The sequence below is a fragment of the Dactylosporangium sp. NPDC048998 genome (genome assembly GCF_043197855.1).
Classification (GTDB): Bacteria; Actinomycetota; Actinomycetes; order Mycobacteriales; family Micromonosporaceae; genus Dactylosporangium.
Genome location: NZ_JBICTV010000006.1, coordinates 294,406 through 320,840, shown reverse-complemented (window position 1 = coordinate 320,840; position 26,435 = coordinate 294,406). Strand labels below are relative to the sequence as shown.

The 26,435-nt window shown below is 72.6% G+C and carries 24 protein-coding genes; 8 read left to right on the top strand and 16 right to left on the bottom strand.

The window, feature by feature from the left end; all coding sequences use genetic code 11:
* Positions 1 to 2: 2 nt before the first annotated feature.
* From ACGFI8_RS18205 to ACGFI8_RS18160, 10 genes are all read right to left on the bottom strand, one after another.
* Positions 3 to 1,106 carry a hypothetical protein gene (locus tag ACGFI8_RS18205; RefSeq protein WP_392806186.1) on the bottom strand — a complete coding sequence of 368 codons (1,104 nt, stop codon included), beginning with the start codon at positions 1,104 to 1,106 and terminating at the stop codon, positions 3 to 5.
* Positions 1,103 to 2,209, bottom strand: a complete 1,107-nt coding sequence (locus ACGFI8_RS18200) for a hypothetical protein (protein ID WP_392806184.1) — start codon at positions 2,207 to 2,209, stop codon at positions 1,103 to 1,105. Before ACGFI8_RS18200 ends, ACGFI8_RS18205 begins: the two co-directional genes overlap by 4 nt.
* The gene (locus tag ACGFI8_RS18195; protein ID WP_392806181.1) at positions 2,206 to 4,161 is read right to left on the bottom strand and encodes a PQQ-binding-like beta-propeller repeat protein; all 1,956 of its coding nucleotides are present in this window, start codon (positions 4,159 to 4,161) and stop codon (positions 2,206 to 2,208) included. The genes ACGFI8_RS18200 and ACGFI8_RS18195 overlap by 4 nt, the downstream gene beginning before the upstream one ends.
* Before the next feature lie 196 nt (positions 4,162 to 4,357).
* Positions 4,358 to 5,143, bottom strand: coding sequence for a DUF4097 domain-containing protein (locus ACGFI8_RS18190; protein ID WP_392806178.1), 786 nt, complete (start codon positions 5,141 to 5,143; stop codon positions 4,358 to 4,360).
* A gap of 70 nt (positions 5,144 to 5,213) precedes the next feature.
* The gene (locus tag ACGFI8_RS18185; RefSeq protein ID WP_392806175.1) at positions 5,214 to 5,486 is read right to left on the bottom strand and encodes a YciI family protein; all 273 of its coding nucleotides are present in this window, start codon (positions 5,484 to 5,486) and stop codon (positions 5,214 to 5,216) included.
* Complete coding sequence (locus ACGFI8_RS18180; protein WP_392806173.1) at positions 5,483 to 5,956, bottom strand: SRPBCC family protein; 474 nt, start codon at positions 5,954 to 5,956, stop codon at positions 5,483 to 5,485. Before ACGFI8_RS18180 ends, ACGFI8_RS18185 begins: the two co-directional genes overlap by 4 nt.
* A gap of 10 nt (positions 5,957 to 5,966) precedes the next feature.
* The gene (locus ACGFI8_RS18175) at positions 5,967 to 6,263 is read right to left on the bottom strand and encodes an ArsR/SmtB family transcription factor (protein WP_392806170.1); all 297 of its coding nucleotides are present in this window, start codon (positions 6,261 to 6,263) and stop codon (positions 5,967 to 5,969) included.
* Between the two features lie 230 nt (positions 6,264 to 6,493).
* Positions 6,494 to 8,299 (bottom strand): DUF4118 domain-containing protein, encoded by a 1,806-nt coding sequence (locus ACGFI8_RS18170; protein WP_392806167.1) that lies wholly within the window; start codon positions 8,297 to 8,299, stop codon positions 6,494 to 6,496.
* A 46-nt stretch (positions 8,300 to 8,345) separates the two neighbouring features.
* Positions 8,346 to 8,978: a response regulator gene (locus tag ACGFI8_RS18165; RefSeq protein WP_392806164.1), complete on the bottom strand. Its 633-nt coding sequence runs from the start codon at positions 8,976 to 8,978 to the stop codon at positions 8,346 to 8,348.
* Complete coding sequence (locus ACGFI8_RS18160) at positions 8,975 to 10,201, bottom strand: sensor histidine kinase (RefSeq protein ID WP_392806161.1); 1,227 nt, start codon at positions 10,199 to 10,201, stop codon at positions 8,975 to 8,977. Before ACGFI8_RS18160 ends, ACGFI8_RS18165 begins: the two co-directional genes overlap by 4 nt.
* A 234-nt stretch (positions 10,202 to 10,435) precedes the next feature.
* Here ACGFI8_RS18160 and ACGFI8_RS18155 point away from each other — a divergent pair, with 234 nt between their 5' ends.
* Entirely contained in the window at positions 10,436 to 11,461 is a 1,026-nt protein-coding gene (locus ACGFI8_RS18155; protein ID WP_392806158.1) for an ABC transporter permease, read from the top strand.
* On the top strand, positions 11,458 to 12,138 hold the full coding sequence (locus ACGFI8_RS18150) for an ABC transporter ATP-binding protein (protein WP_392806155.1): 681 nt from the start codon (positions 11,458 to 11,460) through the stop codon (positions 12,136 to 12,138). The genes ACGFI8_RS18155 and ACGFI8_RS18150 overlap by 4 nt, the downstream gene beginning before the upstream one ends.
* A gap of 128 nt (positions 12,139 to 12,266) precedes the next feature.
* Here ACGFI8_RS18150 and ACGFI8_RS18145 read toward each other — a convergent pair whose 3' ends face one another.
* Entirely contained in the window at positions 12,267 to 13,766 is a 1,500-nt protein-coding gene (locus ACGFI8_RS18145) for a cellulase family glycosylhydrolase (protein ID WP_392806152.1), read from the bottom strand.
* Between the two features lie 243 nt (positions 13,767 to 14,009).
* On the opposite strand from ACGFI8_RS18145, the gene ACGFI8_RS18140 reads away from it, so the two are divergent.
* Both ACGFI8_RS18140 and ACGFI8_RS18135 read left to right on the top strand, forming a co-directional pair.
* Positions 14,010 to 14,471, top strand: coding sequence for a hypothetical protein (locus ACGFI8_RS18140; RefSeq protein ID WP_392806149.1), 462 nt, complete (start codon positions 14,010 to 14,012; stop codon positions 14,469 to 14,471).
* A gap of 102 nt (positions 14,472 to 14,573) precedes the next feature.
* Positions 14,574 to 15,476 carry a DMT family transporter gene (locus ACGFI8_RS18135; RefSeq protein ID WP_392806146.1) on the top strand — a complete coding sequence of 301 codons (903 nt, stop codon included), beginning with the start codon at positions 14,574 to 14,576 and terminating at the stop codon, positions 15,474 to 15,476.
* A 58-nt stretch (positions 15,477 to 15,534) separates the two neighbouring features.
* Here the strand turns inward: ACGFI8_RS18135 and ACGFI8_RS18130 are convergent, their stop codons facing one another.
* Complete coding sequence (locus ACGFI8_RS18130) at positions 15,535 to 16,647, bottom strand: glycosyltransferase (protein WP_392806143.1); 1,113 nt, start codon at positions 16,645 to 16,647, stop codon at positions 15,535 to 15,537.
* A complete protein-coding gene (locus ACGFI8_RS18125) occupies positions 16,644 to 17,378 on the bottom strand; it encodes a DUF2334 domain-containing protein (protein WP_392806140.1) in 735 nt (244 codons plus the stop codon). The genes ACGFI8_RS18130 and ACGFI8_RS18125 overlap by 4 nt, the downstream gene beginning before the upstream one ends.
* A 349-nt stretch (positions 17,379 to 17,727) precedes the next feature.
* Here ACGFI8_RS18125 and ACGFI8_RS18120 point away from each other — a divergent pair, with 349 nt between their 5' ends.
* From ACGFI8_RS18120 to ACGFI8_RS18110, 3 genes are all read left to right on the top strand, one after another.
* Positions 17,728 to 19,419 carry a GDSL-type esterase/lipase family protein gene (locus ACGFI8_RS18120; RefSeq protein WP_392806137.1) on the top strand — a complete coding sequence of 564 codons (1,692 nt, stop codon included), beginning with the start codon at positions 17,728 to 17,730 and terminating at the stop codon, positions 19,417 to 19,419.
* 67 nt (positions 19,420 to 19,486) lie between these two features.
* Positions 19,487 to 20,221 carry a FadR/GntR family transcriptional regulator gene (locus ACGFI8_RS18115; RefSeq protein ID WP_392806134.1) on the top strand — a complete coding sequence of 245 codons (735 nt, stop codon included), beginning with the start codon at positions 19,487 to 19,489 and terminating at the stop codon, positions 20,219 to 20,221.
* A gap of 48 nt (positions 20,222 to 20,269) precedes the next feature.
* Positions 20,270 to 21,109, top strand: coding sequence for a fumarylacetoacetate hydrolase family protein (locus ACGFI8_RS18110; protein ID WP_392806131.1), 840 nt, complete (start codon positions 20,270 to 20,272; stop codon positions 21,107 to 21,109).
* A gap of 73 nt (positions 21,110 to 21,182) precedes the next feature.
* On the opposite strand, the gene ACGFI8_RS18105 is transcribed toward ACGFI8_RS18110, so the two are convergent.
* Entirely contained in the window at positions 21,183 to 22,574 is a 1,392-nt protein-coding gene (locus ACGFI8_RS18105) for a S8 family peptidase (protein WP_392806128.1), read from the bottom strand.
* A gap of 118 nt (positions 22,575 to 22,692) precedes the next feature.
* Positions 22,693 to 23,283, bottom strand: coding sequence for a TetR/AcrR family transcriptional regulator (locus tag ACGFI8_RS18100; RefSeq protein WP_392806125.1), 591 nt, complete (start codon positions 23,281 to 23,283; stop codon positions 22,693 to 22,695).
* A 126-nt stretch (positions 23,284 to 23,409) separates the two neighbouring features.
* On the opposite strand from ACGFI8_RS18100, the gene ACGFI8_RS18095 reads away from it, so the two are divergent.
* Positions 23,410 to 25,044, top strand: coding sequence for a CocE/NonD family hydrolase (locus tag ACGFI8_RS18095; RefSeq protein WP_392806122.1), 1,635 nt, complete (start codon positions 23,410 to 23,412; stop codon positions 25,042 to 25,044).
* Between the two features lie 63 nt (positions 25,045 to 25,107).
* Here the strand turns inward: ACGFI8_RS18095 and ACGFI8_RS18090 are convergent, their stop codons facing one another.
* Positions 25,108 to 26,331: an endo-1,4-beta-xylanase gene (locus ACGFI8_RS18090; protein WP_392806120.1), complete on the bottom strand. Its 1,224-nt coding sequence runs from the start codon at positions 26,329 to 26,331 to the stop codon at positions 25,108 to 25,110.
* Between the last annotated feature and the right edge of the window lie 104 nt (positions 26,332 to 26,435).

The following is a 26,435-nucleotide window of genomic DNA, read 5'->3' as shown; positions in this document are numbered from 1 at the left end:
TCTCAGTTGCCCAGCAGGGACCGGTCGAGCACGCCGGTCATGGCGAACAGGGACAGCAGCGGGCGCAGCACCCGGCGCGGGCCGAAGCCCTCGGCCGGGAAGTGCCCGTCCACCGGCGCGACGCCGGCCGCGGAGGCGAAGTGCAGGCTCACGTCGCTGACCCGGTTGACCGGCGGCAGGAAGCGCTCGGCGCCGTTGGTGGCGAGGAACTCGTACACCTCCTCGCTCTCCTCGGCGACGGTCTGCAGCCGCCGGGTGTCGTCGCGGGACAGCCACCGCGCGACCTCGGGCCGGCGCGGGGCGAGCAGGTCGGACTTGGCCACCACCATCGCCGCCGGGATCGGCAGGAACTGGGTGCCGGTCTCGCCGCGGACCTCGACGAGGCGGTCCATGACGGCGTTGAACGCCGGGTCGCCGTACACGGTGGCCGGCTCGCCGAGCACGGTCGGCAGCGCCTTCTCCGGGTCGACCACGAAGATGAGCGCGTTGACCGCGGACAGGAACGACGTGTCGAGGAACCGGTCGCCGGAGCGGCGGCGGCGCAGCTGCTCGCCGGCCACGTCGAAGAACGCGACGGCGAAGTCGCGCCGGGCGTACGCGCTGTAGACCTTCGCGACGTAGCTGAACGCGATCGGGCTGATCTGGGTCAGCGGCAGCTGCTCGCGGCGCTGGCAGAACGGCTCGACGAAGCGGGTCATGTAGTTGTGCTCGATGGCCTCGTCGAGCCGCTCGACGCGCAGCCCGAGGTCGGCCAGCTCGAGGTTGTTGCGCAGCGCCTCGACCATCGCGGCCAGCAGCAGGGTCTTGCCGGCGGCGCGGTGCCCGACGAGCCCGATGACGATCGGGTCGCCGTAGTCGCCGTACCGGTCGGGCAGGTAGTGCGTGGTCGCCATGCCGTCGCGCATGAGCGTGCAGGAGCGCTGCGCGCCGAGGCGCCGCTCGGCGAAGGCCTCCTTCGTCTCGTCGGCGCCGCGCGGCCGGAACGGCCGGTGCTGCTGGGTCTCCACGTCGACCTCGACCCGCTGCGCCTTGCTCCAGTGGATCCACTGCAGGCAGATCGGGCACAGCACCCGGCCGAGCAGCCGGCTCGGGCTCGGCAGGCTCATTTCGCCCCTCCCAGGTGCGACACGACGAGGATGACCAGCACCAGCGGCACGCCGAGGACGACGAGCGCGCCGGCGCCGAGGACGATGCGGCTGGAGAGGTCGTCGCGGCTGTACCACAGCACGTCGAACGTCTCCCGCACGTACCGCCAGGCGACCGCCTGCGGCGTGGCCCGCGCGGCCCGGTACTCCCGCTTCGCCTCGACCAGCCGGCGGAACTCGTCGCGGGCCGGGCTGAGCGGCACCGCGGCCCGCGCGACCGCGGCCGCCGGCGGCGGGGCCGGCGAGAACTGCTGCGGGATCGAGCGGTCCTGGGGGATCTGGACGGTGGCGGTCGTCGCGTCGGACGGGTCCGCGCTCTGCCACACCGGCTCGTAGCGGGCCTCCTCGACACGGCGCAGCAGCTGGTGCGCGTCGGGCCGCTCCCGCGGGTCGTCGGCGAACACCCCGTCGAGCAGCGCCGAGAGTGCCGAGCCGCCGCCGCGGGCCAGCTCCTCGCGCACGCCGGGCGCGTCGGCCGGGCCGGTCTGCAGGGCGATGCAGTACACCACCATCCCGGCCTGATAGACGTCGTGCGCATCGGTGGCCAGGCGCAGCCCGTCCGGGCCGGGCGGGGGCTGCCACAGCGGTTCGAGCGCCGCCCGGGCCGGCTCGCCGACGGCGGCGCCCTCGCCGAGGTTGACCAGCTGCGCGTGGCTGCCGTCCCATAGCACGAACTCGGGCAGGATCGCGCCGTGGGTCAGCCCCGCCTTCGCCAGCGTCTGGATCGCCAGCAGGAGGTCGCCGAAGATGGTCAGCAGCGTCTCCGGCAGCGGCGCGCCGGGCAGCCCGGCGACCGGCACGCCCCGGTAGGTGGTGGTGACCTGCGGGTGAGGGCCGGTCAGCTCGTGGTCCACGACCCGGCACAGCTGCAGCGGGTACATGGTGTCGGCCAGCCCCCACAGCAGGTTGCCGGCGTTGACCTCGGCGTGCACGAGCCGGTTGGCCTCGGCGTTGCGGGCGGTCTTGCGCAGCACCCGCTCGCCGGACGTCGCCAGCCGGCCCCACTGCAGCTCGAACAGGTCGGTGAAGCGCCGGTCGGGATCGAACTCGATGTGCACCGTCATATGGGCAGTCGCTCCCCGTCGTCGGCGTTGATGGCGAACAGTGTGTAGCCGTTGTCGAGGTACACGACACCGTCGCCGACGACCGGCGCGCGGGTGGCGTGGATGTCGGGCGCGGACCAGCGGGCGGCGCCGTCGTCGCGCGAGTACGCGTGCAGGATGCCGGCGTCGACCACGTAGACCAGTGTCGCGGTGACGCGCACCTCGGGCCACACGACGACGCCGGGGACGCGCCAGCGCACCAAGCCGTCGGGGCCGAGCGCGGTGAGGCCGGTCGGCTCGGCCACGAAGACGGCGCCGGGCACGGCGTGCGGGGTACCGTCGCCGGGCAGCCGCCAGCGCAGCGCGCCGTCGGCCGGGTCAAGGCCGAGCAGCTCCCCACCGGCCGGCTGCACCACGATCTCGGCCGTGGCGGCCGGGGCGGCGCGCGGCGGCAGCCCGGTGCGGCGGAAGCGCAGCCCGCCGTCGCGGGCGCCGATGCCGAGCAGCTCGTCCGCGACGCGGACCAGCACCAGGTCGCCGGCCGCACTCAGCACGCTGGCCGGTGCGGGCAGCTCGCCGTGCTGCCAGCCCTCCCCGCCGTGGCTGAGCCGCTCCCGCACGAGCCGCCCCTGGATCACCGCCACGCCGCCGGGGACCGGCACCGGCCGGATGCCCGCCGACGTGGTGCGCCACCCGGGCGCGCCGGTGGCGGCGTCGACGGCGTGCAGGTTGCGTAGGCCGGGGCCGAGCACGTGGACGAGGCCGTGCGCGTACACCGGCTCGCCGTGCGGCGGCACCGGCAGCTCCCACCGCTGCGCGCCGGTGCGCAGGTCGAGCGCGGTCACGCCGGCCGGGGTCGGGCTGACCACGACGCCGGCGGCGACGAGCGGCCGGTACCCGGGCGCGGTGGCCGCCGGATGCCGCCAGCGCTCGCTGCCGTCGCCGGCCTCGAGCACGTGCACGCCGTCGTCGGCGCTGACCACGACCGCGTCGCCGGCCACGACCGTCTCGCTGCGCGCCATCGCGTGCCGGGCCGCCCGCCACGGCCGGCGCGCGCCCGAGGCGTGCAGCAGCCGGGCCACCGCCCGGCCGCGCCCGGCGATCTCGGCCAGCACCGGGTCGGGCAGCCACGGCCCGGACGCCCACGGCCGGCCGGCAGGCAGGCCGGCGGCGAGGCGCTCGCTGACCTGACGGGCGGTGGGCCGGTCCTCCGGCGCCGCCTCCAGGCACTTGCGCAGCGTCCAGGTCATGCCGACCGGCACGCCGGTCAGGTTGGGGGCGCTGTAGTGCACGGCGTAGAGGTACTGCTCCATGGAGGTGCCTTCGAAGGGCAGCCGGCCGGTCGCGGCGCGCACCAGGATCGCGGCGAGGGCGAACACGTCGGAGGCCGGGGTGCCCGGCTTGCCGGCGAACCGCTCCGGCGCCATGTAACCGACGGTGCCGTGGAAGTGACGCGACGCGGTCATGCGCGGGGCGTCGTCCGGCCGGGCGATGCCGAAGTCGATGATCCGCAGCCCGTCGGCGAGCACCAGCACGTTGCTGGGCTTGAGGTCGCGGTGCACGACCCGGGCCGCGTGGATGGCCGCGAGCCCGTCGGCGAGCGCCGCGCCGAGCCGCCGGACCAGCTCCTCGGGCAGCGCCCCGGCGAGCTCCTCCACCTCGGCGAGGGTGATCCCGGGCAGGTATTCGGTGGCCAGCCACGGCGGCGAGCCGGCCGGGTCGGCGTCGAGCAGCCGCGCGGTGTGCTCGGAGCGGATCTTCGCAGCCAGGTCGACCTCGCCGCGGAACCGCGCGACCAGCTCGTCGTCCTCGTTGACAGGGCCGGCGCCGAGGTGCAGGGTCTTCACCGCCGCGGCCGCGCCGGAGGCGTCGCGGCCGAGAAAGACCTGCCCCATCCCGCCGGCGCCGAGCCGGCCCAGGATGCGGTACGGCCCGAGGCGGCGCGGATCGTCGCGCCGTAACGGGTCAACCACCGCTGCTCACGACCCCCATGGTGGACCCTGCGCGCAACCCGGGGACGGGTCCGTCGCGATGGCCACTGTCCGGAGTGCACATCGAAGGGGTATTCCCCTCGAGGCGGGCGCCGTACGTGGCAACGAGGTGAACCGCCCCGCGAGGCTCACCCCCGCCCACCCCGCCTTCACCCCGGGGCGCCTCGAGCGCCACCGGCTACGGCGCCGCCCGCTGGATCGTGATCGTGCCGTACCACGTGCGGGCGTGGACGGTGACGCGCTCGGCGAAGCCGTCCGGCCCGTCGCGGACCTCCAGCAGGTTGTGCACCGAGCCCAGCGTCGAGCGCGCGTCCACGTGCGCCGCGGTCCCCTCCCCGATGCCGACGTCCACCGAGCCCCGCGCGGTGGTCAGCCACGCCTGGCCGCGGACGAGCTCGCCGACGCGGATGTCGCCGTTGGCGGTCTTCGCGGTGAGGCTGCGGGCCGCCCGGGCGACCTCGACGCCGCCGTTGGCGGTGGACACGCTGACGTCCCCGGCGCACTCGCGCAGGCGCACGCTCGCGGTGGACGCCTGCACGTCGACCGGGCCGGCCACGCGCTCGGCGACGACGTCGGAGCCGGACGTCGACACGTGCAGCGCGTCGGCGCCCTCCAGGCGGATGGGGCCGGACATGGTGCTGAACCGGCAGTCGCCGAGCTCGCCCTCGGCGCGCACGTCGACCAGGACCGCGCTCACCGCCAGGCTCGACCCGGCCGGCAGCTCCAGCCGGACGTCGATGCCGCCGCCCGGGTGCGGGAACGCGCGCTTCGGCGCGGTGACGCTCAGCGCCCCGGCGGCGTGCTCGACCCGGGTCTGCTCGGCGTCGGCCGCCGCGGACGAGGCGGTGCCGGCCGGGCGCACCTCGACCAGCGTGTCGGCGCGGTCGCCGGCGACGACCCGCACCCGGCCGGTATCCATGGTGATCTTGACCGCGACCGGCTCCGGGGTGGCGAACGTGGGCATCGGCGTCCTTCCTGCGCGCCTGGGGTTCCAGTATGGCGCCAGGTTGGCGCCATACTGGGCCCTGGCCGGATCAGGGCGCGAGGATCTCGTTCCAGTCCCTGATCTCGTACGCGCTGACCACCCCGTTCATCACGAACGGGTCCTCGGCCACGAACTCCTCCGCGCTCTCGCGGGTGCGGAAGATCGCCATCGAGCCCTCCCGCTGCGGGTCGCCGAAGGCGCCGACCAGGAGCAGCTCGCCGCGCGCGTGAAACTCGTCGAGGCGCCGCTTGTGCGCCGGGAAGTGGGCCGGTGCCCGGCTCGCCACGTCGTCGGCGGAGGTGTACAGCACCACGTACTTCACGCCGCCTCCCCGATCCCCCGCGCGTAGGCGTCCAGGGTTGCGGTCCAGGCGCCGGGCTGCTCGAACGTCTCGCGCATCGCGGCCGCGTCGGCGCCGAACGCCTCAAGGTCGCGGTGCTCCAGCCGCACGCGGGTCCGGCCGGGCGCGTCCTCGGTGAAGCGGACGTCCACGGTGGTCACGAGGTCGGTGTGGTACTTCCAGTCGCTGCCGATCTGCCAGGTGACCACGAGCCGTTCGGGCGGGTCCCACACGGTGACGACGCCGGTGTACGTCTCCGACCCGTCCTGATGCACCGTGTACCACCGCCCGCCGACCCGCGGCTCGATCATGACCCGCTCGATCGGCGCGGATCCGATGTGATGGGCGCTCGGCCACCACGACGTCATGTCCGCGGTGAAGATCTCGAACGCCCGCTCCCGGCCGACGCCGACCACGATCTCCCGCCGGATGGCCTCAATTGTCTGCGTCATCACGCTCGCCTCACTCATTCCTGTTCTCGTTCTCGACTCGTCGCTGAAAGGCCGTCAGGGAGCGCGCCCACATCTCGTCCAGGTGCGCGCGCAGCGTCGCGACGCCGTCCGGATCGACCTGGTAGAGGCGCCGCGTCCCCTCCTGACGGTCCGTCACCAGCCCCACGTCCTTGAGCACCTTGAGGTGCTGCGAGACGGCGGGCCGGCTGATCGGCAGCACCTCGGCCAGCCGGCCGACGGGCATCGGCCCGTCGGACAGCCGGTCCAATATCGACTGCCGCATGGGGTCACCGAGCGCGACCAGCATCGCGGTTATGTTCGTCATGGCTAACCGTAAGTTACCACTTACCAAATCCGGCCGACAAGCACCGCCTCACCGCGGGCTTCCCTGCAACCTGGGCGATCTTCGGCCGATAGGCGTTCGTGTCCCGTTTCGCTGTCGTCGCGGCCGTCGGAGCGCGCGCCATGCGGTCCAAACGCCAACCCAAGCGCTGCTCGTGACCTGGGGGGTTCCAAGGCGGCGGGCGAGCCGCCCGGTCAGGCGCCTTCGATCGGAATCTCGACCATCAGCGACGTCCCGATTCCGGCGGGACTCGTGAAGTCCATCTGTCCACCGAGTGCCTCGACCCGATCTTTGAGACCAATGAGCCCGGACCCACGGCCAGGATCGGCTCCTCCGACCCCGTCATCGCGAATCGAGAGCTGGAGGACCCCGTCGTCCGTGCCGACGTCGACATGCACCACGGACGCGCATGCATGTTTGGCCGCGTTGGTCAGTGATTCCGACACGACGTAGTACGCGGCCACCTCTACCTGCTCCGGCAGCTGTCGGTCGTTGTGCATGTCGAGCTTGACCAGGACAGCAGAGCGGCGGGCAAGCGTTCTGAGCGCTGGCCCGAGACCGCCCTTGGAAAGGATCGCCGGATGAATCCCCCGTGAGGTCTCCCGCAGGTTGTCCAAGATCTCTACCAGGCTCGTCGCTACGCGCGACAACTGCCCCTTGAGCTCGTCCAGCTCAGCAGGCGCGGCCGCTGCCATTCTCGACTCGAGCGCGAGTGCGACGAGCTGCTGTTGCGCGCCGTCGTGCAGGTCGCGCTCGATGCGGCGGCGGGCCTCATCGGCGGCGGCGACGATACGGGCACGGGATGCGACGAGCGCGTTGCGACTGTCGGCGTTGGCGATGCCGATGGCGGCGAGATCGGTGAAGTTCGCGATGCGCGCCTCTGTGTCGGATGGCAGCGGCTCGGGCCCCGTTGACGCGACCTCCGCCACGCCCCACAGCCGCCCTCCGATGAGGATCGGCACGCCGACCGAGGAGCGGATGCCCAGCTCACGTGCCATCGCGGCAGGGCGGCCGGTGGCGGTCTCCTGGTTGTCGATCCGGGCGGGGCGGCCGGTGTTCCACACCAGCGCGATGACGTTGTCGCCCTCGAACGGCCAGCGCAGTTGCTCCGCCGTCAGGCCGCGCACGGTGGTCGAGACGTAAGCGGCCATGCCATCGGGCTCGTAGCGCAGCAGGCAGGTGGTGTCCGCGCCCAGGAGCCGGCGCAGCTCCTTCGTGACCGCGTCGAGGATCTCGGAAGGCGGGACGCCGCGCGCGACGAGGGTGGCCACCCGCCGCAACGCCGCCTGCTCGCCGGCCAGCAGGCGGAGTTTCTCGTGGCTTGCCTCGAGAGAGTTCAGCATGGCCGTGCGCTCGTGTGCGGCGTACAGCAGCGACTCCAACGACGGCGCCACCCGCTCGTGCAGGCGCCGCCTCGCCCGCTTCGGCAGGCCGGCTGGCACGAGCAGTGTGCCTATCGGGATGCCGTTCGCGCGTAGCGGGAACGGCGCGTGGCGCTCGTCAGCGGGGACCGTTTCGAGCTCGATCGTCGCGGACGGCAGCTTGAGCGCCTGTGCCAGGCGCTGTGCGACCGCCGGAACCGCCGAGCGCGGATCGTCGGTGTACAGCAGGATGCGGGCCATGTCAGCGGCAAGGTCTGACTCAGCCGCCCGCGATCGGGACCGGTCCGCGAGGAAGCTGGTCACCAGCGCGACGATCAGGAAGACGGTGGCCCTCACCATGTCCTGGGACTCGACGGTGAAGGTCCCGGTCGGCGGGATGTGGAAGAAGTTGAAGGCGAGAACGCTCGCCACCGCCGTCGCCAGTCCCAGCCGCAGCCCCCACCCCGTCACCACCACGAGGATGCCGATCAGGTAGATCACACCCAGGGACGGTACGGGCGTGAAACGTTTGAGCGGATAGACCACCAAGGTCTCCGCCGCGACCAACGAAGCAGCGACCGCGATCCCCAACGTCAGGGGTGGGGGCGTCGGGCGCAGCAACAGCGAACCCGCACGCATTTCCCCCTAATTTACTCCCTAATTTACTCCCTGCCGAACGAGGCGGTCAGCGACGGATCAGTCCTCGGGTCTTGGCGGTGGCCACGGCCGCGGTGCGGGAGTCGACGCCGAGCTTGTCGTAGATGTGTACCAGGTGGGTTTTGACGGTGGCCTGGCTGAGGTAGAGCTGCTTGCTGATCTGTTGGTTCGACAAGCCGTCGGCGACGAGCTGGAGGACTTCGACCTCACGACGGCTCAACGCGGCACCGGGGGTGCGAATCCGGTCGATCAGGCGGTTGGCGATCGTGGGGGCGAGCGCGGACTGACCGGCGGCAGCGGTGCGCACGGCCGCGGCAAGCTCGTCGGGTGGGGCGTCTTTGAGCAGATAGCCTGTGGCACCGGCCTCGATGGCGGCGAGGATGTCCGCGTCGGTGTCGTAGGTGGTCAACACGAGCACGCGGGGACCGTCAGGGCGTGCGGTGATGGCGGCGGTGGCTTCGGCGCCGTGCATGCCGGCGCCGAACTGCAGATCCATGAGCACCACGTCGACCTGCTCCTGCGCGGCGAGTGCGACTGCTTGTTCGGCGGTGGCGGCCTCGGCGACCACCTCAAGGTCGGGTTCGGTAGCCAGGACGGCGCGCAGGCCGGAACGCACCACCGGGTGGTCGTCGGCCAGCAGCAGCCGGATCGGGTCACTCATGCGCTCGTCGGTGTCCCTTCACTCGTCGGTGCCCCTGCAACCGTCTGGTGGGCGAAGGTGACGGCAAGCGCGGTCCCCTGCCCGGGTGTCGACTCCACAGTCAGTGTTCCGCCGAGCTCTGCGGCCCGAGCTCGCATCGCGGCCAGGCCGAAGCCCCCGTCGCCGCCGCACGGAGCGGCTTGGGCGTCCGGGTCGAAGCCGACCCCGTTGTCGACCACGTCGAGGGCAACGTGGTACTCCATGTAGCTCAACGTGACCTCTGCCCGGGTGGCCCCGGCGTGGCGGGCAGTGTTGGCCAGCGCGGACTGAGCGATGCGGAGCAGGGCCACCTCGAACGGGGTGGGCAGCGGCACCGCGGTGCCGTCGAGATGGAATTGCACGGCCAGCCCAGACCGGGCACCGGTCGTGGCGCACAGCCGTTGCAGGGCCGCGGGCAGCGACCCCGCTTCCAGGGCGGGCGGAGACAGCGCGCGGACGAATCGTCGCGCCTCGGCGAGGTTGTCCTGTGCCGTCTGCCGGGCCTGCTCGACGTGTCCGGCGACGACGTCGAGCTGCCCAGGCAGTGCCCGTTGGGCGGCGCGCAGCAGCAATTGGATGCTGGACAGCCCCTGGGCGAGCGTGTCGTGGATTTCGCGGGCGAGCCGTTCGCGTTCGGCGAGGACACCGGCGGTGTGTTCGGCGGCGGCGAGGTCCGCGCGGGTGGCGGTCAACTGCTCGATCAATTGCCGACGCTGCTCGCTCTCGCGGTACAGCGTCTGGTAGCCCAACACGGTGGCGACCGCGACGGCGGCACCGATGACCGGGCCGATCACCGCTCCCGGGGTGACCGCGCGTTGATGCAGGACGACGCCGGCGACCGCCGTCACAGTCGTGACCGCCACCGCGAACGTCCCCCAGCGGGCAGGCAGCAGATGCAACTGCATCAGAAACAGGGGGAACGCCAGCCACACCCCGTCCGGGGTCAGCCCGAGCAGTAGCAGCCATGCGGCGGTGAGCGCCGTCATCCACGTCGCTGCTGCGAGGAGTGATCGGCGCCCCCGCAGCAACGCGGGTCCGGCGGCGTAGACGGCGGCCAGCACCGCCGACGCGGCGACCACGGCCGCGCGGTGCGGTACCTGCTCGACGAGGGCGCGGCCGGCGGCCAGCGCGAGCAGGGCGGCGACCAGCAGGTGCAGGCAGACGCGCAGCGTCCGCAGCGGCTGAATGAGCGATTCCGGGTTCACGGTATCTCCAGGCTAGGACGCGGCGGAGCGCCGGCATCAACCAAAGGGTTGATCCCGTGATGCACAGTTCGATGCTCGGCAGGCGATCCGCGGCGCGATGCCGGCGGACGGGAACCTGGCCACAGTTGATGCCAGGCCGCGTAACCCGGCGCGGCGTCCCCGAAGTGGAGGGCTCGACCCGCCGTGTTCGTCGCCTGGAGAGATCTACGATTCGCCAAGGGCCGATTCGCCCTGATGGGAACCGTCGTCACCTTGATGACGCTGCTCGTCGTCCTACTGTCCGGTCTGACCGCCGGGCTGGGCAGGGAAAGCACGTCGGCGATCAGCGATCTGCCCACCGACCATCTGGTGTTTTCCGTTCCGGCCAGCGGCCAGAAGGTCTCCTTCACCGAGTCCACCGTCACCGAAGCACAATGGCGGCGGTGGTCCGAAGTCCCCGGAGTGACCAGCGCCTCCCCGCTGGGTATCACCACCACCAAGGCGAGCGCCGGCGACCGCACCGCGGCGCTGTCCGCGTTCGGCGTGCTTCCCGGCTCGAAACTCGCCCCCGAAGCCGACAAGATCACCGCTGGGCGGGTCGTGCTGTCCCGGGGAGCGGCCGACGCCCTGAACGCCCAGCCAGGACAGGCCGTGATCGTGGCTGGGCAGCGGCTGAGCGTCGTCGCCGTAGCCGGTGACGCCTCCTACAGCCACACACCGGTGATCTGGACCAGCCTCACCGACTGGCAGCGACTGACCCCAGGCTCGAGCGGCGGCAACGCAACGATCATCGCGTTGACCACAACGAGCGGCGCCGACCTGCCTTCCGCCGACCGGCAACTGCACACCAGCACCGTCACCCGTGCGGCGGCGCTGTCCGCGATCGGCTCCTACACCTCCGAGAACGGGTCACTGCAGCTGATGCGTGGCCTGCTGTTCGCGATCTCCGCGCTGGTCATCGGCGCCTTCTTCACCGTGTGGACGATCCAGCGCAGCGGCGACGTCGCCGTACTGAAGGCGCTCGGTGCGACCACCCGCTACCTCCTGCGTGACGCCCTCGGCCAAGCCTTGGCCCTCCTGCTCGCCGGCACGGCGATCGGCACCGGGCTCGCCGCCGCGATCGGCGCCGCAGCGGCCGGAAGCGTGCCATTCGCGCTCACAGCCGGCTCCGTCCTACCGCCGGCCGCCGTGATGATCGCCCTCGGCGCGACCGGAGCCGCCCTGTCCATCCGCCGTATCACGTCCATCGACCCGCTGACTGCACTGGGGAGCGCCCGATGAGCCTCGACCTGCTCGACATCACCCTGACCTATCCCGATGGGGACACCCGGCTGACGGCTCTCGACCGGGTCAGCCTGAGGGTGCCGGCCGGCACCACCACCGCCGTCATCGGCCCTTCCGGCTCCGGCAAGTCCAGCCTGCTGGCCGTAGCCGCCACCCTGATCACCCCCGACAAAGGGCAGGTCGTCATCGCCGGCACCGACACCGCCGGGATGAGCCTCGAGGCGACCACAGCGCTGCGCCGCGAAAAGATTGGGATCATCTTCCAGCAGCCCAACCTGATCGCCTCACTGACCGCCGCCGAACAGCTGCAGGTCATGGCGCACCTCAATGGCCGCTCACCCGGACAGGCCCGCGACCGCGCCAAGCACCTGCTGGCCGCGGTCGGGCTCACCGGCCAGACCGACCGCCGGCCACACCAGCTCTCCGGCGGACAACGCCAGCGGGTCAACATCGCCCGCGCCCTGATGAACGACCCCGCCGTGCTGCTCGTCGACGAACCCACCAGCGCGCTCGACCACGACCGCGGTGCGGCAATCATCGACCTGCTCACCGATCTCACCCGCGAACGCGGTACCGCCACCGTGCTCGTCACGCACGACCATGGCCACCTCGACCGCGTCGACCACGTCGCCGAGATGGTCGACGGCCGACTTCGCGCCCCCGCCCGGACCTGACGGCGTTGCCGCAAGCAACGCACCCGCTCTGGTGCGCTCCCTCGGCGCTGACGACGTCATCGACTACACCCGCGACGGGTGCCGGGCTCCAGCGCCGGCCGGTCGGGCCGGCGCTGGAGACCGCGCACTCAGCTGGTCGGGAAGTTGTCCGGGGTGCGGATCCGGTTGCGCACGTACGTCCCGGACTCGGTCAGCGACGAGGCGTTGGTGTACGAGCCAGCCGCGCAGGTGCCGGGCTTGAACGCCGCGCTGCTCTCGTTCGCGTCGGAGTACGTCCAGTTCGCGTAGCTGATCTTGTTCTGGTCGAGCAGGTCGAGCCAGGTGGTGGTGCTGGCCAGGTCGGTCGCGCCGCCACCGGTCGCGCTGACCGTGCCGAACTCGCTGACGAACAGCGGCAGCACCTTCGCGGCACGGGCGACGACCGTGCGGTAGTTGTCCTTGTGCGACGCCGCGTAGAAGTGGAACGCGTACATGATGTTCGTCGCGTTGACCGGGCTGTTGACGATCTCGGTCTCGCTCGAGCCGTCGGAGACGCCCAGCGACGACCAGCCGCGGGTGCCGACGATGATGACCGCGTTCGGAGCGGCCGCCCGGATCACCGGGATGACCTGCTCGGCGTAGGTCTTGATGCCCTGCCAGCTCACGCCGTTGGGCTCGTTGGCGATCTCGTAGATGACGTTCTTCTTGCCCGCGTTGCGCGCCGCGACGGAGGCGAAGAAGGTCTTGGCCCGGTCCAGGTTGTAGTTCGGGTCGCCCGGGGTGAGGGTGTGGAAGTCGATGATCGCGTACATGCCGCGCGCCTCGGCGAGGTCGACGTAGCTGTTGACCTGCGCGGTGAACGCGGACGGGTTGGTCTCGTAGCCCTGCTCCTGCACGTACATCGCGATGCGCAGCAGGTCGGCGTTCCAGTCGTTGGCCAGCGCGTTGAGGGATGTGGCGTTGATGCAGGAGGCGAACCACTGGATGCCGTGGGTGCTCATCCCGCGCAGCTGGATCGCCTTGTTGTACTGGTTGCACAGGTTCACGCCGCAGACGCGCAGCTGCCCGTTGATGCTCAGCGGGGTACCGCCGGGCGGGGGCGTGGACGAACTGGGGCTCGCCGACGGGCTCGTGCTGGGGCTACGGCTCGCCGACGGCGAGGCGGACGGCGAGACTGACGGCGACGCCGACGCCCGGGTCGGTGAGGGCGTGGTGACCGAGCCGGTGCACGCGACGCCGTTGAGCGTGAACGAGGCCGGGTTCGGGTTCGCGGTGGTCCACGTGCCGTTGAAGCCGATGCTCGTCGTCGCGCCGCTGGCCAGCGCACCGTTGTAGTCCAGGCTCTTCGCGGTGACGCTCGTGCCGCTCTGGGCGAAGGTGGCCGACCAGCCCTGGCCGACCTTCTGCCCGGCGTCGGGGAACGTCCAGCCGAGCGTCCACGCGGTCACCGGGTCGCCGAGGTTGGCGATGTCGACGCTCGCGGTGAAGCCGCCGGGCCACTGGTTGCTGACGGTGTACGTGACGCGACACCCGGCGGCCGCGGACGCGTTGACCATCGGCGCGAGGATCAGACCGCCGGCCACGAGGGCACCGACGGCACCGGCCACCCCGAGGGTGCGGCCGCGCGGCAGGCGTTTGAGCAGGCTCATGACGAGGTTCCTCCGATTGCGGGAGCGGTACGGGCGGCGGGCCCGTCCGGCAGGGGATCGTCACGTGCCGACGCCACCAAGCTCAATTCCGGATCTTCCGCGGTCCCCCAACAGGGCCACTGATCAGGCAGATCGCGCGCGGGGTCGATGAAATGTACAGTTCGAAACGCTTCGAAGAAGACCCGGAATGCGGCATCTGAACGCCGATGTGATGCCGGAACCGCGGCTGCCCACAATGTGGCCGTGCCCGATCCCGAACTCGCCGCGCTCCGCGAATCGATTCGCCAGCGCGGACCGGCGGACGTGCCCCGCGCGTCCCGGGTCGTCCACGACTACCTGCAGGAGGTCCTGCGCGACGCGGGCGCGCCCGGGCACCAAGGCGCCCACCGCTGGGCGCGCGACCGGCTGCGCCTGTTCATGGTGGTCAGCTGGGGCAACTGGTTCGGGGTGCTGGAGCGGCTGCCGCAGGAGTACCCGATGCTGCGCGGCGAGTGGCGGGAGCTGGTCGCGGACCCGGGGCGGTTCGGCCCGGAGCATCTCGTCGCGTGGTGGTGGCTGCTGCAGCCGTCGATGTTCCAACCGCTGGTCGCGGGCCAGCTGCGCGAGATGAGCGCGCCCCTGCGCGACGGCGTGGCCGGCGTGCTCAAGGACGGCGGCGACTTCGACGGCCGCCTCGTCGACTGGGTCGCCTTCGGCGCGGCCTGACGGTGGGGTGCACCGCCGCCGTGACCGCCCAGCGTGAGCCAACACCCGCGGGTCACCCCCCGGTCGCCGCGGCGCCATGCGCTTCCGGTACAAACGCGGATCATGGTTGCCCTCGTCCTCGCGGTTGTCGCCGCCGCCGTCTTCGCCGCCTCGGCGGCGGTGCAGCAGCGAGCCGCGCAGCGGGCGGCGCCGGCCGTGCGCGACCGGGCCCTGCCGGTGCGCGTGTTCCTGCTCGTGCGGCGGCTGGTCCGGGACCGCTGGTGGCTGGCGGGCTGGGTGCTCAACGTCATCGCGTTCGCCGCGCACGCCGCGGCGCTGCACCTGGGGTCGCTGACCGTGGTCCAGGCGCTCCTCGTGACGCAGCTGCTGTTCGCGATGCTGACCCTGCGCCGCCCGCCGGCCACGGCCTGGCTGGGCACCGTCGCGGTCTGCGCCGGGCTGGCCCTGCTGGTGGTCGCCCGTCCCGCGGTACCGCAGGCGGTCCACCGCCACGACGTGCCCCCGGCGGTCGGGATCGCCGTCGGCGTGATGGTCGCGCTCATCGGGCTGGCGCACCTGCTGCCCAAGAACGCCGAGGCCCACGTGCGCGGCGCCCTGGCCGGCGTCGCGGCCGGCGTGTGCACCTGCCTGACCGCCGTGTTCGTCGTGCTCGTCACCGACACGCTCGCGCGCGGCGGCGTGCTCGCGCTGGCCCGCGACTGGTCGACGCTCGCCCTGATCGTCTCGACGACCGCGAGCGGCCTGCTGGCCCAGGACGCGTTCGCGGCCGGCTCGCTGCCGACCGCGCTGACCGCGATCAGCATCGCCGACCCGCTGGCCAGCGCGATCTTCGACGCCACCGTCTTCCACGCCGGCTGGCGCGGCGCCATCTGGTGGCCGTGGAGCACGGTGGCCGTGCTCGCCCTGCTCGCGGTGGGCGTGGCGCTGCTGGCCGCCGCCCGGGCCGCGCCGCGGCCGGCGGATCAGAGCAGCCGGCTGATCGGGTCCCCGGCATCGGGGTCGTAGCAGCACGTCGCGCCGGTGCTGACCCGGCGCGAACATGCCTACACCCCCGCCGATCCGCTCACGGCACGGGCTGGCGGCGGCCGGTCGCGGCGCCGAAGACCTCGAGCAGGCCGTCGACCGTCGCCGACCACGGGAACTGCTCGGCCACGGCCCGTGCGTCGGCCTGGCGGCGCTCCGCGGGCACCTCGAGCAGCGACTCCACGCCGTCGGCCAGGCCAATGGGGGTGCCGTCGGTGACCCGGCCCGACTCCGGGCGCAGCAGCAACTCCCCCGCCGCCCCCTTGCCCGGCACCACCACCGGCACGCCGCAGGCCAGCGACTCCAGGGTGGCCAGGCCGAAGGTCTCCGCCGGCGACGGCGACAGCGACACGTCGGCGCCGGCGACGAGGTCGGCCAGGCGCTGCCGCTCGGCGACGTGGCCGAGGAAGCGCACCGGCAGGCCGTCGGCGAGCCGCTCCAGCTTGCGCAGGTTGGGGCCGGTGCCGATGACGTCGAGGGTGGCCGGGATGCCGCGGCGGTGCAGCTCGCGCAGGGCCTCCACGGACAGGTCGGGGTGCTTCTCCGTCGACAGCCGGCTCACGGTGACCAGCCGGATCTGCTCGCCGCCGGTGCGCGGGGCGGGGCGGAACGTGTCCAGATCCACGCCCAGCGGCACCCGGTGCGTCTTGACCGGCTCGAAGGCGCTGAACTCCGCGGCCGAGAACGCCGAGGTCAGCACGATGTGGTCGACCAGGCGGTGCAGCCGCCGGTTGATCGCCGTCGCGGTGGAATCCAGCGGGAACCAGCGCGGCACGCGGGTGCGCAGGATCGCGTTGATGCGCTCGTGCGACACCAGCACCAGCGGCACGCCGCGGCTGCGCGCCCACGGCGAGAGCCAGCCGATGCTGAGCTTGTCGTTGGCCTCCAGCACGTCGGGGCCGACCATGTCGAGCAGCTGGCACACCTTGGCGCGGGCGGTCAGCACCCGGTAGCCGCCCGAGCCGGGCAGCAGCGGGCTACGCACGGTGAGGTGCCGTCCGTCGGGCAGGACGATGTCGCGGTCCTCCGTGCCCGGGACCAGCGTGACGCGCTCGTGGCCGGCCGCGACGTACCCGCGGCCGGTCTGCTCCACGCAGGTGCGAAGGCCGCCCGACACCGGCGTGTAGAAGTTGGCGAGCTGGACTATTCTCACGACGCCGCCGCGTCGAGGACGGCACCGTAGGTGGTGGCGCGGGCGCCGGCCTGTAACGCGCCCTCGATGGCCCGCAGGGTGTCGTCGCGCAGGCCGGGGCGGTGCAGGTCGTCGGGGTGCAGGGCGACCCGGACCAGGCCGCGACGGCGGGCCGCCCAGGCCGCGCCGGCGCGCAGCACCGCGGAGCCGAGCCGCTCGCCGGTGCCGCCCGGGCGGTGCGACAGCGCGAAGCCGCGGCGGGCCACGGACGCCCGGCCGGAGCGCAGGTCCTTCACGCCGAAGTGATCCGTGGTGTACCGGAACCCGGCGTTCGCCAGCGCCCGCACCGCGGCCGGCGAGGCGAGCCAGCCCGGCGGCGTGAAGCCGGTGGTGTGCAGCCCGAGGCGGTCGAGCACGGCCTTGGCGGCGTCGAGCCGCTCGGTCGCCTGTTGCTCGTCCAGCGCGGCGAATTCGGCCGCGCCGCGGGCCACGGCCCGGCCGACCGCCCGCCGCACGGCGCCGCCGTCCGGACCGGCCCGGTGGCACCAGCCGTGCAGCACGAGCTCGTCACCGCGGGCGGCGCGCTCGCGCAGCACCTCCGCGTAGCCGTCGTGCTCCGACAGTTCCATGCCGCGCCACGGCCCGGGAATCACCAGCAGCGACACCGGGATGCCCAGCGCGTCCGCGTCGGCGCACCAGCGGGCGGTCTCGTCGGCGGTAGCCGGCGCCACGTCGTGGACGCTCACCACCATCAACGGCCCGCGTGCGCCACCGGAGTCCTCGCAAGACGGTTCCACACCCATCACCAACGCCCATCACACCAGGTCAAGGCGGCGTACAGCTGCCGAGTCGGGTACCTGCCGCCGGACGGTAGCACGTGCCGCACAACCGGCTGGGGCCTCAGGCGCCCGCCGCCGCGCAATGCGGCGTACGTCACGATCATATCGATGAACAACACCCCACATCGACCTGAATTGGGCGTGTCCGCCCAGCGCTAACCGGCACATTCCGACCCAGTTTTGTCAACACTTGACAATTATCAACCGTTACAGCGACGCTTGTCGATACCGTGCCGGCCATCCGCCATGTGGGGGTTCACCAATGAACCGACTCCGCCCGCTGACCGCTCTGCTCGCCTGTCTCGCCGCCGCCGTCCTGCCCGCCTTGCTGCCGGGCTTGCTGCCGGCCCAGCCGGCCCGCGCCGCCGTCGCCACCCGGCCGATCCGCATCATGCCGCTCGGCGACTCGATCACCTACGGCGTCGGCAGCCCGTCCAGCTCCAGCTACCGCGCCGCGCTGTGGAACCGCCTCGCCGTCCAGGCCGGCTACGCGATCGACTTCGTCGGCTCGCAGCAGTCCGGCGCCCTGCCCGACACCGACAACGAGGGCCACTCCGGCTGGCGCATCGACCAGATCGCCGCGAACGTCGACGGCTGGCTCGCCACCTACCAGCCCGACGTCGTGCTGTTGCACATCGGCACCAACGACATGAACCAGAACTACCAGGTCGACACCGCGCCGCAGCGCCTCGCCGCGCTCGTGGACCGCATCCTCGCCGACCGGCCGGCCGCGACCGTGCTGGTCGCCAAGATCGTGCCCGCGCTCGACGCGACGATCCAGGCCCGCATCAACGCCTTCAACGCCGCCATACCCGGCGCGCTCGCCGGCCGGGCCCGCACGAAGGTCGTCGACCTCAGCGGCCTGTCCGCCGCCGACCTCAACGACACGCTGCACCCCAACGACGCCGGCTACGCCCGGATGGCCGTGCGCTGGTACTCGGCGCTCGAGTCGGTGCTCGGCGACGGCCGCGACTGGCCGCTGTTCTCCACCGCCTTCGAGCCGAGCGACCCCGCCCCGACGTGGCTGGACAGCGCGGGCGCGTCGGTCAACGTCGGCGGGTACTGCTGCGGCCTGGCCGCCGCCGAGTCCTCCCCGCGCGCCGAGCTCGCGCACAGCGGCTCGAGCGCGCTGATGTACTCGGGCTCTGACAACTCCGCCACCCAGTCGTACTCCTACCAGCGCATCTTCGCCGCCGACCTGCCGCTGGGCGCGGGCAGCGTGCTGTCGTACTGGATCTACCCGCAGCAGGCGACCGGCACCTTCGTCGCCGTCGACCTGCAGTTCAGCGACGGCTCGGCGCTGCGCGACTCAGGCGCCGTGGACCAGTACGGGGTGCGGGCGCACCCGCAGTACCAGGGCGAGGGCGGCCACCTCGCGGTGAACCAGTGGAACCTCGTCCGGGTGAGCCTGGCCGGGCTGGCCGGCCGGACCGTGTCGCGCATCGACGTCGGCTTCGACCGCCCCGCCGGTACCGGCGCCTTCCGCGGCTACGTCGACGATGTCACGATCGCCGACGAGTCCGGCGAGTACGCGGGCGCCAACCTGGCCAGCGGCGCCGCCGTCACCGGCTCGGCCGCGTGCGTCGCCGCCGAGTCCCCGGCGAAGGCCGCCGACGGCGTGGTCACCGGCAACAGCAAGTGGTGCAGCGGCGTCGCCGGCGCGGGCCTGCAGCTGGACCTCGGCGCGGCGCGCACGGTGCGGCGGTTCGTGGTCCGGCACGCCGCGGCGGGCGGGGAGCAGCTCGGGTACAACTCCCGGGCCTTCACCATCCAGACCAGCACCGACGGCGCGGCCTGGACCACCGCGGTCACCGTCACCGCCAACGCCGACGGCGTGACCACCCACCCCATCGCGGCGACCACCGCGCGGTACGTGCGGCTGACCGTCACCACGCCGACCCAGAACGTCGACGGCGCGACGCGCATCTACGAGCTGGAGGTGAACGGCGGCTGAGCCCCGGGGCCGGGGGCGGTGCGCCGCCCCCGGCTCGGGTTCCTCGTCAACTCGGGAACGTCGTAAAATGGTCAGGCCACCAAGTTATCTGGAGACCATCATGACCAGCGGGGCCGAGTTCAGCCCGGTGCGGCGCTCCTCCGCCGCGTCGGAGGCGATGCGCAGCATCCAGGAGATGATCGTCGACGGGCGGCTCTCCCCCGGCCAGCGACTGCCCGCGGAGCGCGAGCTCAGCGAGCTGCTCGGCATCAGCCGGCCGACGCTGCGCGAGACGATCCGCTCTCTGGTCAGCATGAACATCCTGGAGAGCCGGCACGGCTCGGGCACGTTCGTCGCCGCGCTGGACACCACGGCCCTGCTCGAGCCGCTGCAGTTCGTGATGGGGCTCAACGCCCGCACCGTCGACGAGCTCTTCGAGGCGCGGCTGCTGCTGGAGCCGGCCCTCGCCGCGCTGGCCGCCGCCCGGGCGGACGCCGCGCAGGTCGCCGCGATGCGCGCCGCGCTGAGCGACCGGGACCGGGTGGCCGCGGACGTGACCCTGCACCGGCTCGTCGCGGACGCGGCCGGCAACGCGCTGCTGTCCACGATGCTGCAGACGCTGTCGACGCTGGGCCGCGCGAGCCGCGCGATGACCGCGTCGCGCCCCGGCGTGCTGCGCCGGACCGCCGCGGAGCACCTGGCGATCGTGGACGCGATCGACCGCCGCGACGCGGCCGCGGCCCGCGATGCGATGGCCGCGCACCTGAACCGCATCGGCGCGGCGGCCCGCCGCCAGGCCGGGGCGGGCGGGGCCGACCAGTAGCCGAGATTGGCTTGACCACTTGGCCGCATCGGTCATACGTTTGCGACCATGAGATTCGCGCGCCTAGGCCCGGCCGGCTCTGAGCGACCCGTCGTGGTCGCCGACGACGGCACATACCTCGACCTGTCCGGACTCACCGGCGACATCGACGGCGCGTTCCTGGCCTCGGGCGGGCCGCAGCGGGCCCGTGCGGCCCTGGGCTCACTGCCGCGGCTGGAGGCGCCGGCCGGCATGCGGCTCGGTCCGCCGATCGCCCGGCCCGGCAAGATCGTCTGCATCGGCCTCAACTACGCACGCCACGCCGCCGAGTCCGGCGCCCAGCCGCCCGCCGAGCCGGTCGTGTTCATGAAGGCCCCGGACACCGTCGTGGGCCCGGGCGACGACGTGCTCATCCCGCGGGCCAGCGTCAAGACCGACTACGAGGTCGAGCTCGCGGTCGTCATCGGGACCGCCGCGCGGTACCTCGACAGCCCCGACGACGCCGCGGCGCACATCGCGGGGTACGCCGTCAGCAACGACGTCTCCGAGCGCGAGTTCCAGCTCGAGCGCGGCGGCCAGTGGGACAAGGGCAAGAACTGCGAGACCTTCAACCCGCTCGGCCCCTGGCTGGTCACGCCCGACGAGCTGGACGTCCCGGCGCTGCGCCTGCGCTCGTGGGTCAACGGCGAGCCCCGCCAGGACGAGCTCGCCGCCGACATGATCTTCGGCGTGCCGCACCTGATCTGGTACCTCAGCCAGTTCATGGTCCTGCACCCCGGCGACGTGGTGAACACGGGCACCCCGGCGGGCGTCGCGATGGGCCTGCCCGGCCAGCCGTACCTGCGCTCGGGCGATGTGGTCGAGCTGGAGATCGGCGGCCTGGGCCGCCAGCGCCAGCGCTTCGCCTGAGGCTGAGGCATGGCAGCCGTCCCCGGGCCGGCCGGACCGGCCGGTCCGAGGACGGCGCCCGCGCCCGCGGGCGTCAGACCGCCGCGACGGTTGCCGCCGCGTCGACCAGGCCGGCCCCGCAGCCACCGGTGCAGCTGCCCGGAATGGGCCGGGCGTGGGCCTGCAGTGCGGTGAGCACCTGCGCCGGCGTCAGGCCGGGGTTCTTGCTCAGCATCAGGGCCACGAGGCCCGCCACGTGGGGCGCCGCCATGCTGGTACCCATGTACGTCGAGTAGATCGGGTTGCCCGGCGTGGTCGCGCCGTCGTTCAGCGTGGAGAGGATGCCGTCCTGCGGTGTCGAGCGGGTGCCCGGTGGGTCGGTCTCGAGCCGGACCTCGCCGCCGGGGGCGGACACCTCGACGGTCGCGCCGAAGTTGGAGTAGAAGGCGCGATTGCCGGCGCGGTCGAGCGCCGCCACGGTCACGACGCCGGGGCAGTTCGCCGGCGTGAACCCCGACGCGTCGGCGTTGGAGTTGCCCGCGGCCACGACGACGGTGGTGCCGCGGCTGTTGGCGGAGCTGATCGCCTTGCGGTAGGTCTGCGAGCAGGAGCCGCTGCCGCCGAGGCTGAGGTTGATGACCTTGGCCGGGTTGGGGTTGGCGGGCACGCCGGCAACCGAGCCGCCGGAGGCCCAGACGATCGCGTCGGCGATGTCGGAGCTCGTCCCGCCGCACTTGCCCAGCACCCGCACCGGCACGACCTTGGCGTTGTAGGCGACCCCGGCCACGCCGATGCCGTTGTTGCCGATGGCCGCGATGGTGCCGGCCACGTGCGTGCCGTGCCAGCTGGAGTTGCTGCCGGTCGTCTGGCCGCACTCGCCCGCCGCGTACCAGTCGCCCTCGTCCTGGGGGTTGGAGTCGCGGCCGTTGCCGTCACGGGCGGTGGCCGAGCTGCTGATGAAGTCGTACCCGGGCAGCCAGTGCGCGTCGAGGTCCGGGTGCGACGTCTTGCCGGTGTCGAGGACCGCCACCACGACGCCCGTGCCGGTGGCGAGATCCCACGCGCCCGGCAGGTTCATGCCGCCGGTCGGCTCGTAGTAGTCCCACTGCTGCGGGTAGTTCGGGTCGTTCGGGGTGGACATCGCATACATCGGCGTGTCCGGCTCCGCGTACTCCACCTCCCCGCGCGCCTGCAGCGCGGCCAGGAGCCCGGCCGTACGACGGTTGACCGTGACGACGTGGGCGCCGACGGCGAGCTGACGCTGATCGGTCAGCGTCACGCCGAGCCGGGCCTCGACGGCCCGCAGCGCCCTTCCGCGATCGGCGCCGGCCTTGAACTGCACGATGAACTGATCGGACTGGCCGTCGGTCGAGACTGCCTCCGCCCCGGCCGGCACCTGTGCCCCGGCCGGGGACGGCCCGGCGAGCGTCGCCGCGGCGAGTGCGGTGGCACCCGCGACGAACGCCATGACACGCGAACGTTTCAATTGGCTCCTCCTTGGTCGGCCAATGGCGTGTGACCACGGAGGCTAGCGTCAATGACATCGAAAAAACAATACGTATCAATGTTCATGCAAGGATCGGCGATGCGGCGGCGGTCCGGCCTCACGAAGTGGCGGGCGGACCGAGAACGGCGTCGAGGAGCAGGGTGATCGCGCGCTCGGCGGCGGTGGCGGCCGGGGTGACGGCGTGCTCCGCGGCCTCGACCGCGCCCGACAGCATCGCGAAGAGCAGGGCCAGGTCGTCCGGGGACAGGTCGGGGCGGACCTGGCCGTCGGCCTGCGCGCGGCGCAGCGGGGCTGCGAGGGTCGCGACCACACGATGGGTGTAGCGGCGGCGGGTCTCGCGGTCACCCCGGCCACCACCGCCACCGATGAGCTGGACGAGCGGGCGCATCGCTACCTGGGTGCGCAGCACCTCGCCGAGCAGGTGGCGGAACGCGGCCGGGCGCTCGGCGTTCGCGGCGACGTAGGACTCCAGCCGCTCCAGCTGGTCGGCCACGACGGCGGCGACGAGGGCCCGGCGGTCGCGGAAGTGGCGGTACAGCGTGGCGTGACCGACGCCGGCCCGGCGCGCGATCTCGGGCGTCAGCACCGCCGATCGGCGGCTCAGCATCAGCTCACTCGCCGCGCGCACGATCGCCGAGCGGTTGCGCTGGGCGTCGCGGCGCTGCGGCGTCGGGGCTCCGTAGAGCACGGCACCCTCCTCAAGCGACACATGTTACCGACCGGTAATGATAATGTCACGAACTTCTCTTTCTCGGAACGGGCTCCTACGCTGCCGCCACCCAACGGCGCCCCCGCCCCGCCAGGAGGAGTGCGTATGCCCCGATCCCGCGCAGCCCGGCCCGTCCGGCTGCTGTCCCTGCTCGCCGCCGTCGTCATCGGCGCGGCCGCGGCGGCACCCGCCACCGCCGCCCCACCGGCCGCCGCGCGCGCCGCCGCGGCCTCGCTCGCCAGGACCTCGCTCGCCACGACCGGGTTCCGGTTCGTCGACGTTCCCGGCGCCGGCGTGACCCTGAAGGCCAACGTCGTCGCGCCGGCCGCCGCCGGGCTGTACCCCGCGATCGTGTTCCCGTCCAGCTGGGGGCTCAACGACCTGGAGTACCTCGCCCAGGCCGGCACCCTGGCCTCGCGCGGCTACGTCGTCGTCTCCTACACCCCGCGCGGCTGGTGGGCCTCGGGCGGCGAGATCGACACGGCCGGCCCGCAGGACATGGCCGACCTGTCGAAGGTGATCGACTGGACGATCGCCAACACGGCCGCCGACCCGGCCCGCATCGGCGCCGCCGGCGTCTCCTACGGCGCCGGCATCAGCCTGCTGGGCTCGGCGTTCGACCGGCGCCTCCGCGCGGTCGCGATGATGAGCGGCTGGACCGACCTGGTGTACTCGCTCTACGGCGACAACACCCGGCACCGCCAGTCCGCCGGGCTGCTGAGCCTCGCCGCCGACCTGCTGGGCAACCCGGGTCCCGACCTTTCCGGCAAGCTCGCCGACTTCAACGCCGACCGCAACGTCGACGCGGTCAAGGCGTGGGCCCGGGCGCGCTCCGCGGCCACGTACGTCGACGCCATCAACGCCAACCGCCCGGCCGTGCTCATCGCCAACGCGTGGGGCGACTCGTTCTTCCCGCCCAACCAGCTGGTCGACCTCTTCGGCCGGCTCACCACGCCCAAGCGCCTCGAGCTGCGCCCCGGCGACCACGCCATCGCGGAGTTCACCGGCCTGCTCGGGCTGCCCAACGACGCCTGGACCAGCCTGTACCGCTGGTTCGACCAGTACCTCGCCGGCGTCGACACCGGCATCGGCGCCGAGCCGCCCGTGCTGCTCAAGCCGCTCAGTGCCGGCACGGCTGGCACCGAGCAGTACCCGGCCTGGGCGTCGCTGAACACCTCGACCAAGCGGTACGGCCTGGGCCAGATCCGCTGGCTGGACGGCACCGGCCTGCTCGGCGGCGCCCCGAGCACCGGCTGGAGCAAGACGATCCCGACCGGCCTGGACACCACGGCGGACGGCGGCGTGGTGCTGCTGACCAACGGCGTGGCCGCGTTCACCGGCCAGCAGCCGCAGATCTGGCTGCCGACCGTCGACCGGCTGCGGGCCGGCGTGTGGGCGTCGGAGCGGCCGGCCTCCGCGCTGCGCATCCGCGGCATCCCGCGGGTGCACCTGGAGCTGACGGGCACCGCGGCGCAGGGCACCGTGATCGCGTACCTCTACGACCTCGACGCGCTCGGCAACGCCAAGCTCATCACCCACGCCCCGGTCACGTGGCTCGGCACCGCCGCCGGGAGCCGCGCCGTGGACGTGGCGCTGTCGGCGACGGCGTACGACGTGCCGGCCGGCCATTCCCTGACCCTGGTCGTGGACACGGTCGACCCGCTGTACTACGACGCCAACGCTCTCGGCGGCTCGGTCACCATCGCCGGCGGCTCCTATGTGGACGTACCGATCAGATGAGGACGTGACGGAGGGGCGGGCGCCGGTCTGGCGCCCGCCCCGATCCCCATCCCGAAGAAAGCGTTAGCGGCGGGGTTTCTGCGCCACGCGCGGCTGGACCAGCGGCGGTCCGGCCGCGGCCAGGTCGCCCTGGACCGTGCGCAGGGACTTCTTCGGTTGGTAGGCCGCGTCCCACAGGCAGCCCGAGCCCTCGGGCGGGTTCTTGAACCAGTTGGGGATCCAGGAGTACTTGTCGGTGAATCCCCAGACCGTGAACGACAGGCAGTGCCGGTTGAGCAGGCACGCCTGCAGCAGGACGTGGTAGTTGTACGCGGAGGCCTGGTCGCGGGCGTTCAGGTCGGCGCCGGCCGCGTCCGTGGCGGGGGCGGACGCGTTCTTGGTCAGGCTGCGCGCGTCCACCTCGGTGAACGCCACGGCCAGGCCGAGGTCGGTGAAGCGCTGCAGCGCGTCGGAGACGGCGAAGACGTCGTAGTTGCCGTACTGCGTGCTCAGGTGGCCCTGGCTGCCGACGCCGTCGATGGGCACGCCGGCCGCACGCAGCCGCTTGACCATGTCGTAGACGAACTGCGTCTTGTCGCCGGGGCCGCCGTCGCCGAAGGCCTCGATGTTGTAGTCGTTGTAGAACAGCAGGGCCTTCGGGTCGGCGGCGCGGGCCCAGCGGAAGGCGTCGGCGAGGTAGTCCGGACCCAGCAGGTCGGCGAACTTCTGCTTGAGCGAGCCGGCGTTGCCGCCGAGGTGGATCGACGACGGGGTCTCCCACGGGTCGGAGACCGCCTCGTTGGCCACGTCCCACTGCCAGATCCGGCCGCGGAAGTGGGTCACGACGTCGGTGATGTGCTTGTGCAGCAGCGCGCGCAGCTGCGGGCCGTCGATGGAGCCGTCCTGGATGCCGGCGTTGAGCCAGCCCGGCAGCTGGCTGTACCAGGCCAGCACGTGGCCGCGCACCAGCTGCTGGTTGCGCGCGGCGGCGTCGACGAGGGCGTCGGCGGCGGCCCAGTCGTACGTGCCGCGGGTCGGTTCGAGGCTCTCCCACTTCATCGCGTTCTCGGCGGTGACCGTCGAGAACTGGCTGTTCACCATCGCCTTGTACTGCGGGTCGGCGGCGTTGGCGTAGGCGGCGGCGTCCACGGCGGTGCCGAAGTACAAGCCGTTACGGGCGGCGAGCCCGCGCAGGCTCTGGTCCTGCGGCGCCGGCGTGCGGCCGTTGGCGGAGGCCGAAACGGCGCCGAGGGTCGCCGCGACCACGGCCGCCAAAAGGCCGGCCGTGGCCATTTTGCGTAATGTCATGAGCGCTGCTCCCAATTGTTTCGAAACAATTCCGGATTCGCCGTGACATTGACGCTATTCGGCTGGAAACTATTCGTCAATGAATCGCCGTTATCGAAACATTG

Excerpts from the sequence above, each read along its gene's own strand:
- ACGFI8_RS18175 (WP_392806170.1), bottom strand. The coding sequence starts at position 6,263 with ATGCTGGTCGCGCTCGGTGACCCCATGCGGCAGTCGATATTGGACCGG.
- ACGFI8_RS18205 (WP_392806186.1), bottom strand. The coding sequence starts at position 1,106 with ATGAGCCTGCCGAGCCCGAGCCGGCTGCTCGGCCGGGTGCTGTGCCCG.
- ACGFI8_RS18090 (WP_392806120.1), bottom strand. The coding sequence starts at position 26,331 with ATGACATTACGCAAAATGGCCACGGCCGGCCTTTTGGCGGCCGTGGTC.
- ACGFI8_RS18125 (WP_392806140.1), bottom strand. The coding sequence starts at position 17,378 with ATGGTGGTGAGCGTCCACGACGTGGCGCCGGCTACCGCCGACGAGACC.
- ACGFI8_RS18200 (WP_392806184.1), bottom strand. The coding sequence starts at position 2,209 with ATGACGGTGCACATCGAGTTCGATCCCGACCGGCGCTTCACCGACCTG.
- ACGFI8_RS18165 (WP_392806164.1), bottom strand. The coding sequence starts at position 8,978 with ATGAGTGACCCGATCCGGCTGCTGCTGGCCGACGACCACCCGGTGGTG.
- ACGFI8_RS18135 (WP_392806146.1), top strand. The coding sequence starts at position 14,574 with ATGGTTGCCCTCGTCCTCGCGGTTGTCGCCGCCGCCGTCTTCGCCGCC.
- ACGFI8_RS18095 (WP_392806122.1), top strand. The coding sequence starts at position 23,410 with ATGCCCCGATCCCGCGCAGCCCGGCCCGTCCGGCTGCTGTCCCTGCTC.
- ACGFI8_RS18180 (WP_392806173.1), bottom strand. The coding sequence starts at position 5,956 with ATGACGCAGACAATTGAGGCCATCCGGCGGGAGATCGTGGTCGGCGTC.
- ACGFI8_RS18115 (WP_392806134.1), top strand. The coding sequence starts at position 19,487 with ATGGTCAGGCCACCAAGTTATCTGGAGACCATCATGACCAGCGGGGCC.
- ACGFI8_RS18155 (WP_392806158.1), top strand. The coding sequence starts at position 10,436 with ATGGGAACCGTCGTCACCTTGATGACGCTGCTCGTCGTCCTACTGTCC.
- ACGFI8_RS18145 (WP_392806152.1), bottom strand. The coding sequence starts at position 13,766 with ATGAGCCTGCTCAAACGCCTGCCGCGCGGCCGCACCCTCGGGGTGGCC.
- ACGFI8_RS18190 (WP_392806178.1), bottom strand. The coding sequence starts at position 5,143 with ATGCCCACGTTCGCCACCCCGGAGCCGGTCGCGGTCAAGATCACCATG.
- ACGFI8_RS18150 (WP_392806155.1), top strand. The coding sequence starts at position 11,458 with ATGAGCCTCGACCTGCTCGACATCACCCTGACCTATCCCGATGGGGAC.
- ACGFI8_RS18110 (WP_392806131.1), top strand. The coding sequence starts at position 20,270 with ATGAGATTCGCGCGCCTAGGCCCGGCCGGCTCTGAGCGACCCGTCGTG.
- ACGFI8_RS18120 (WP_392806137.1), top strand. The coding sequence starts at position 17,728 with ATGAACCGACTCCGCCCGCTGACCGCTCTGCTCGCCTGTCTCGCCGCC.
- ACGFI8_RS18170 (WP_392806167.1), bottom strand. The coding sequence starts at position 8,299 with ATGCGTGCGGGTTCGCTGTTGCTGCGCCCGACGCCCCCACCCCTGACG.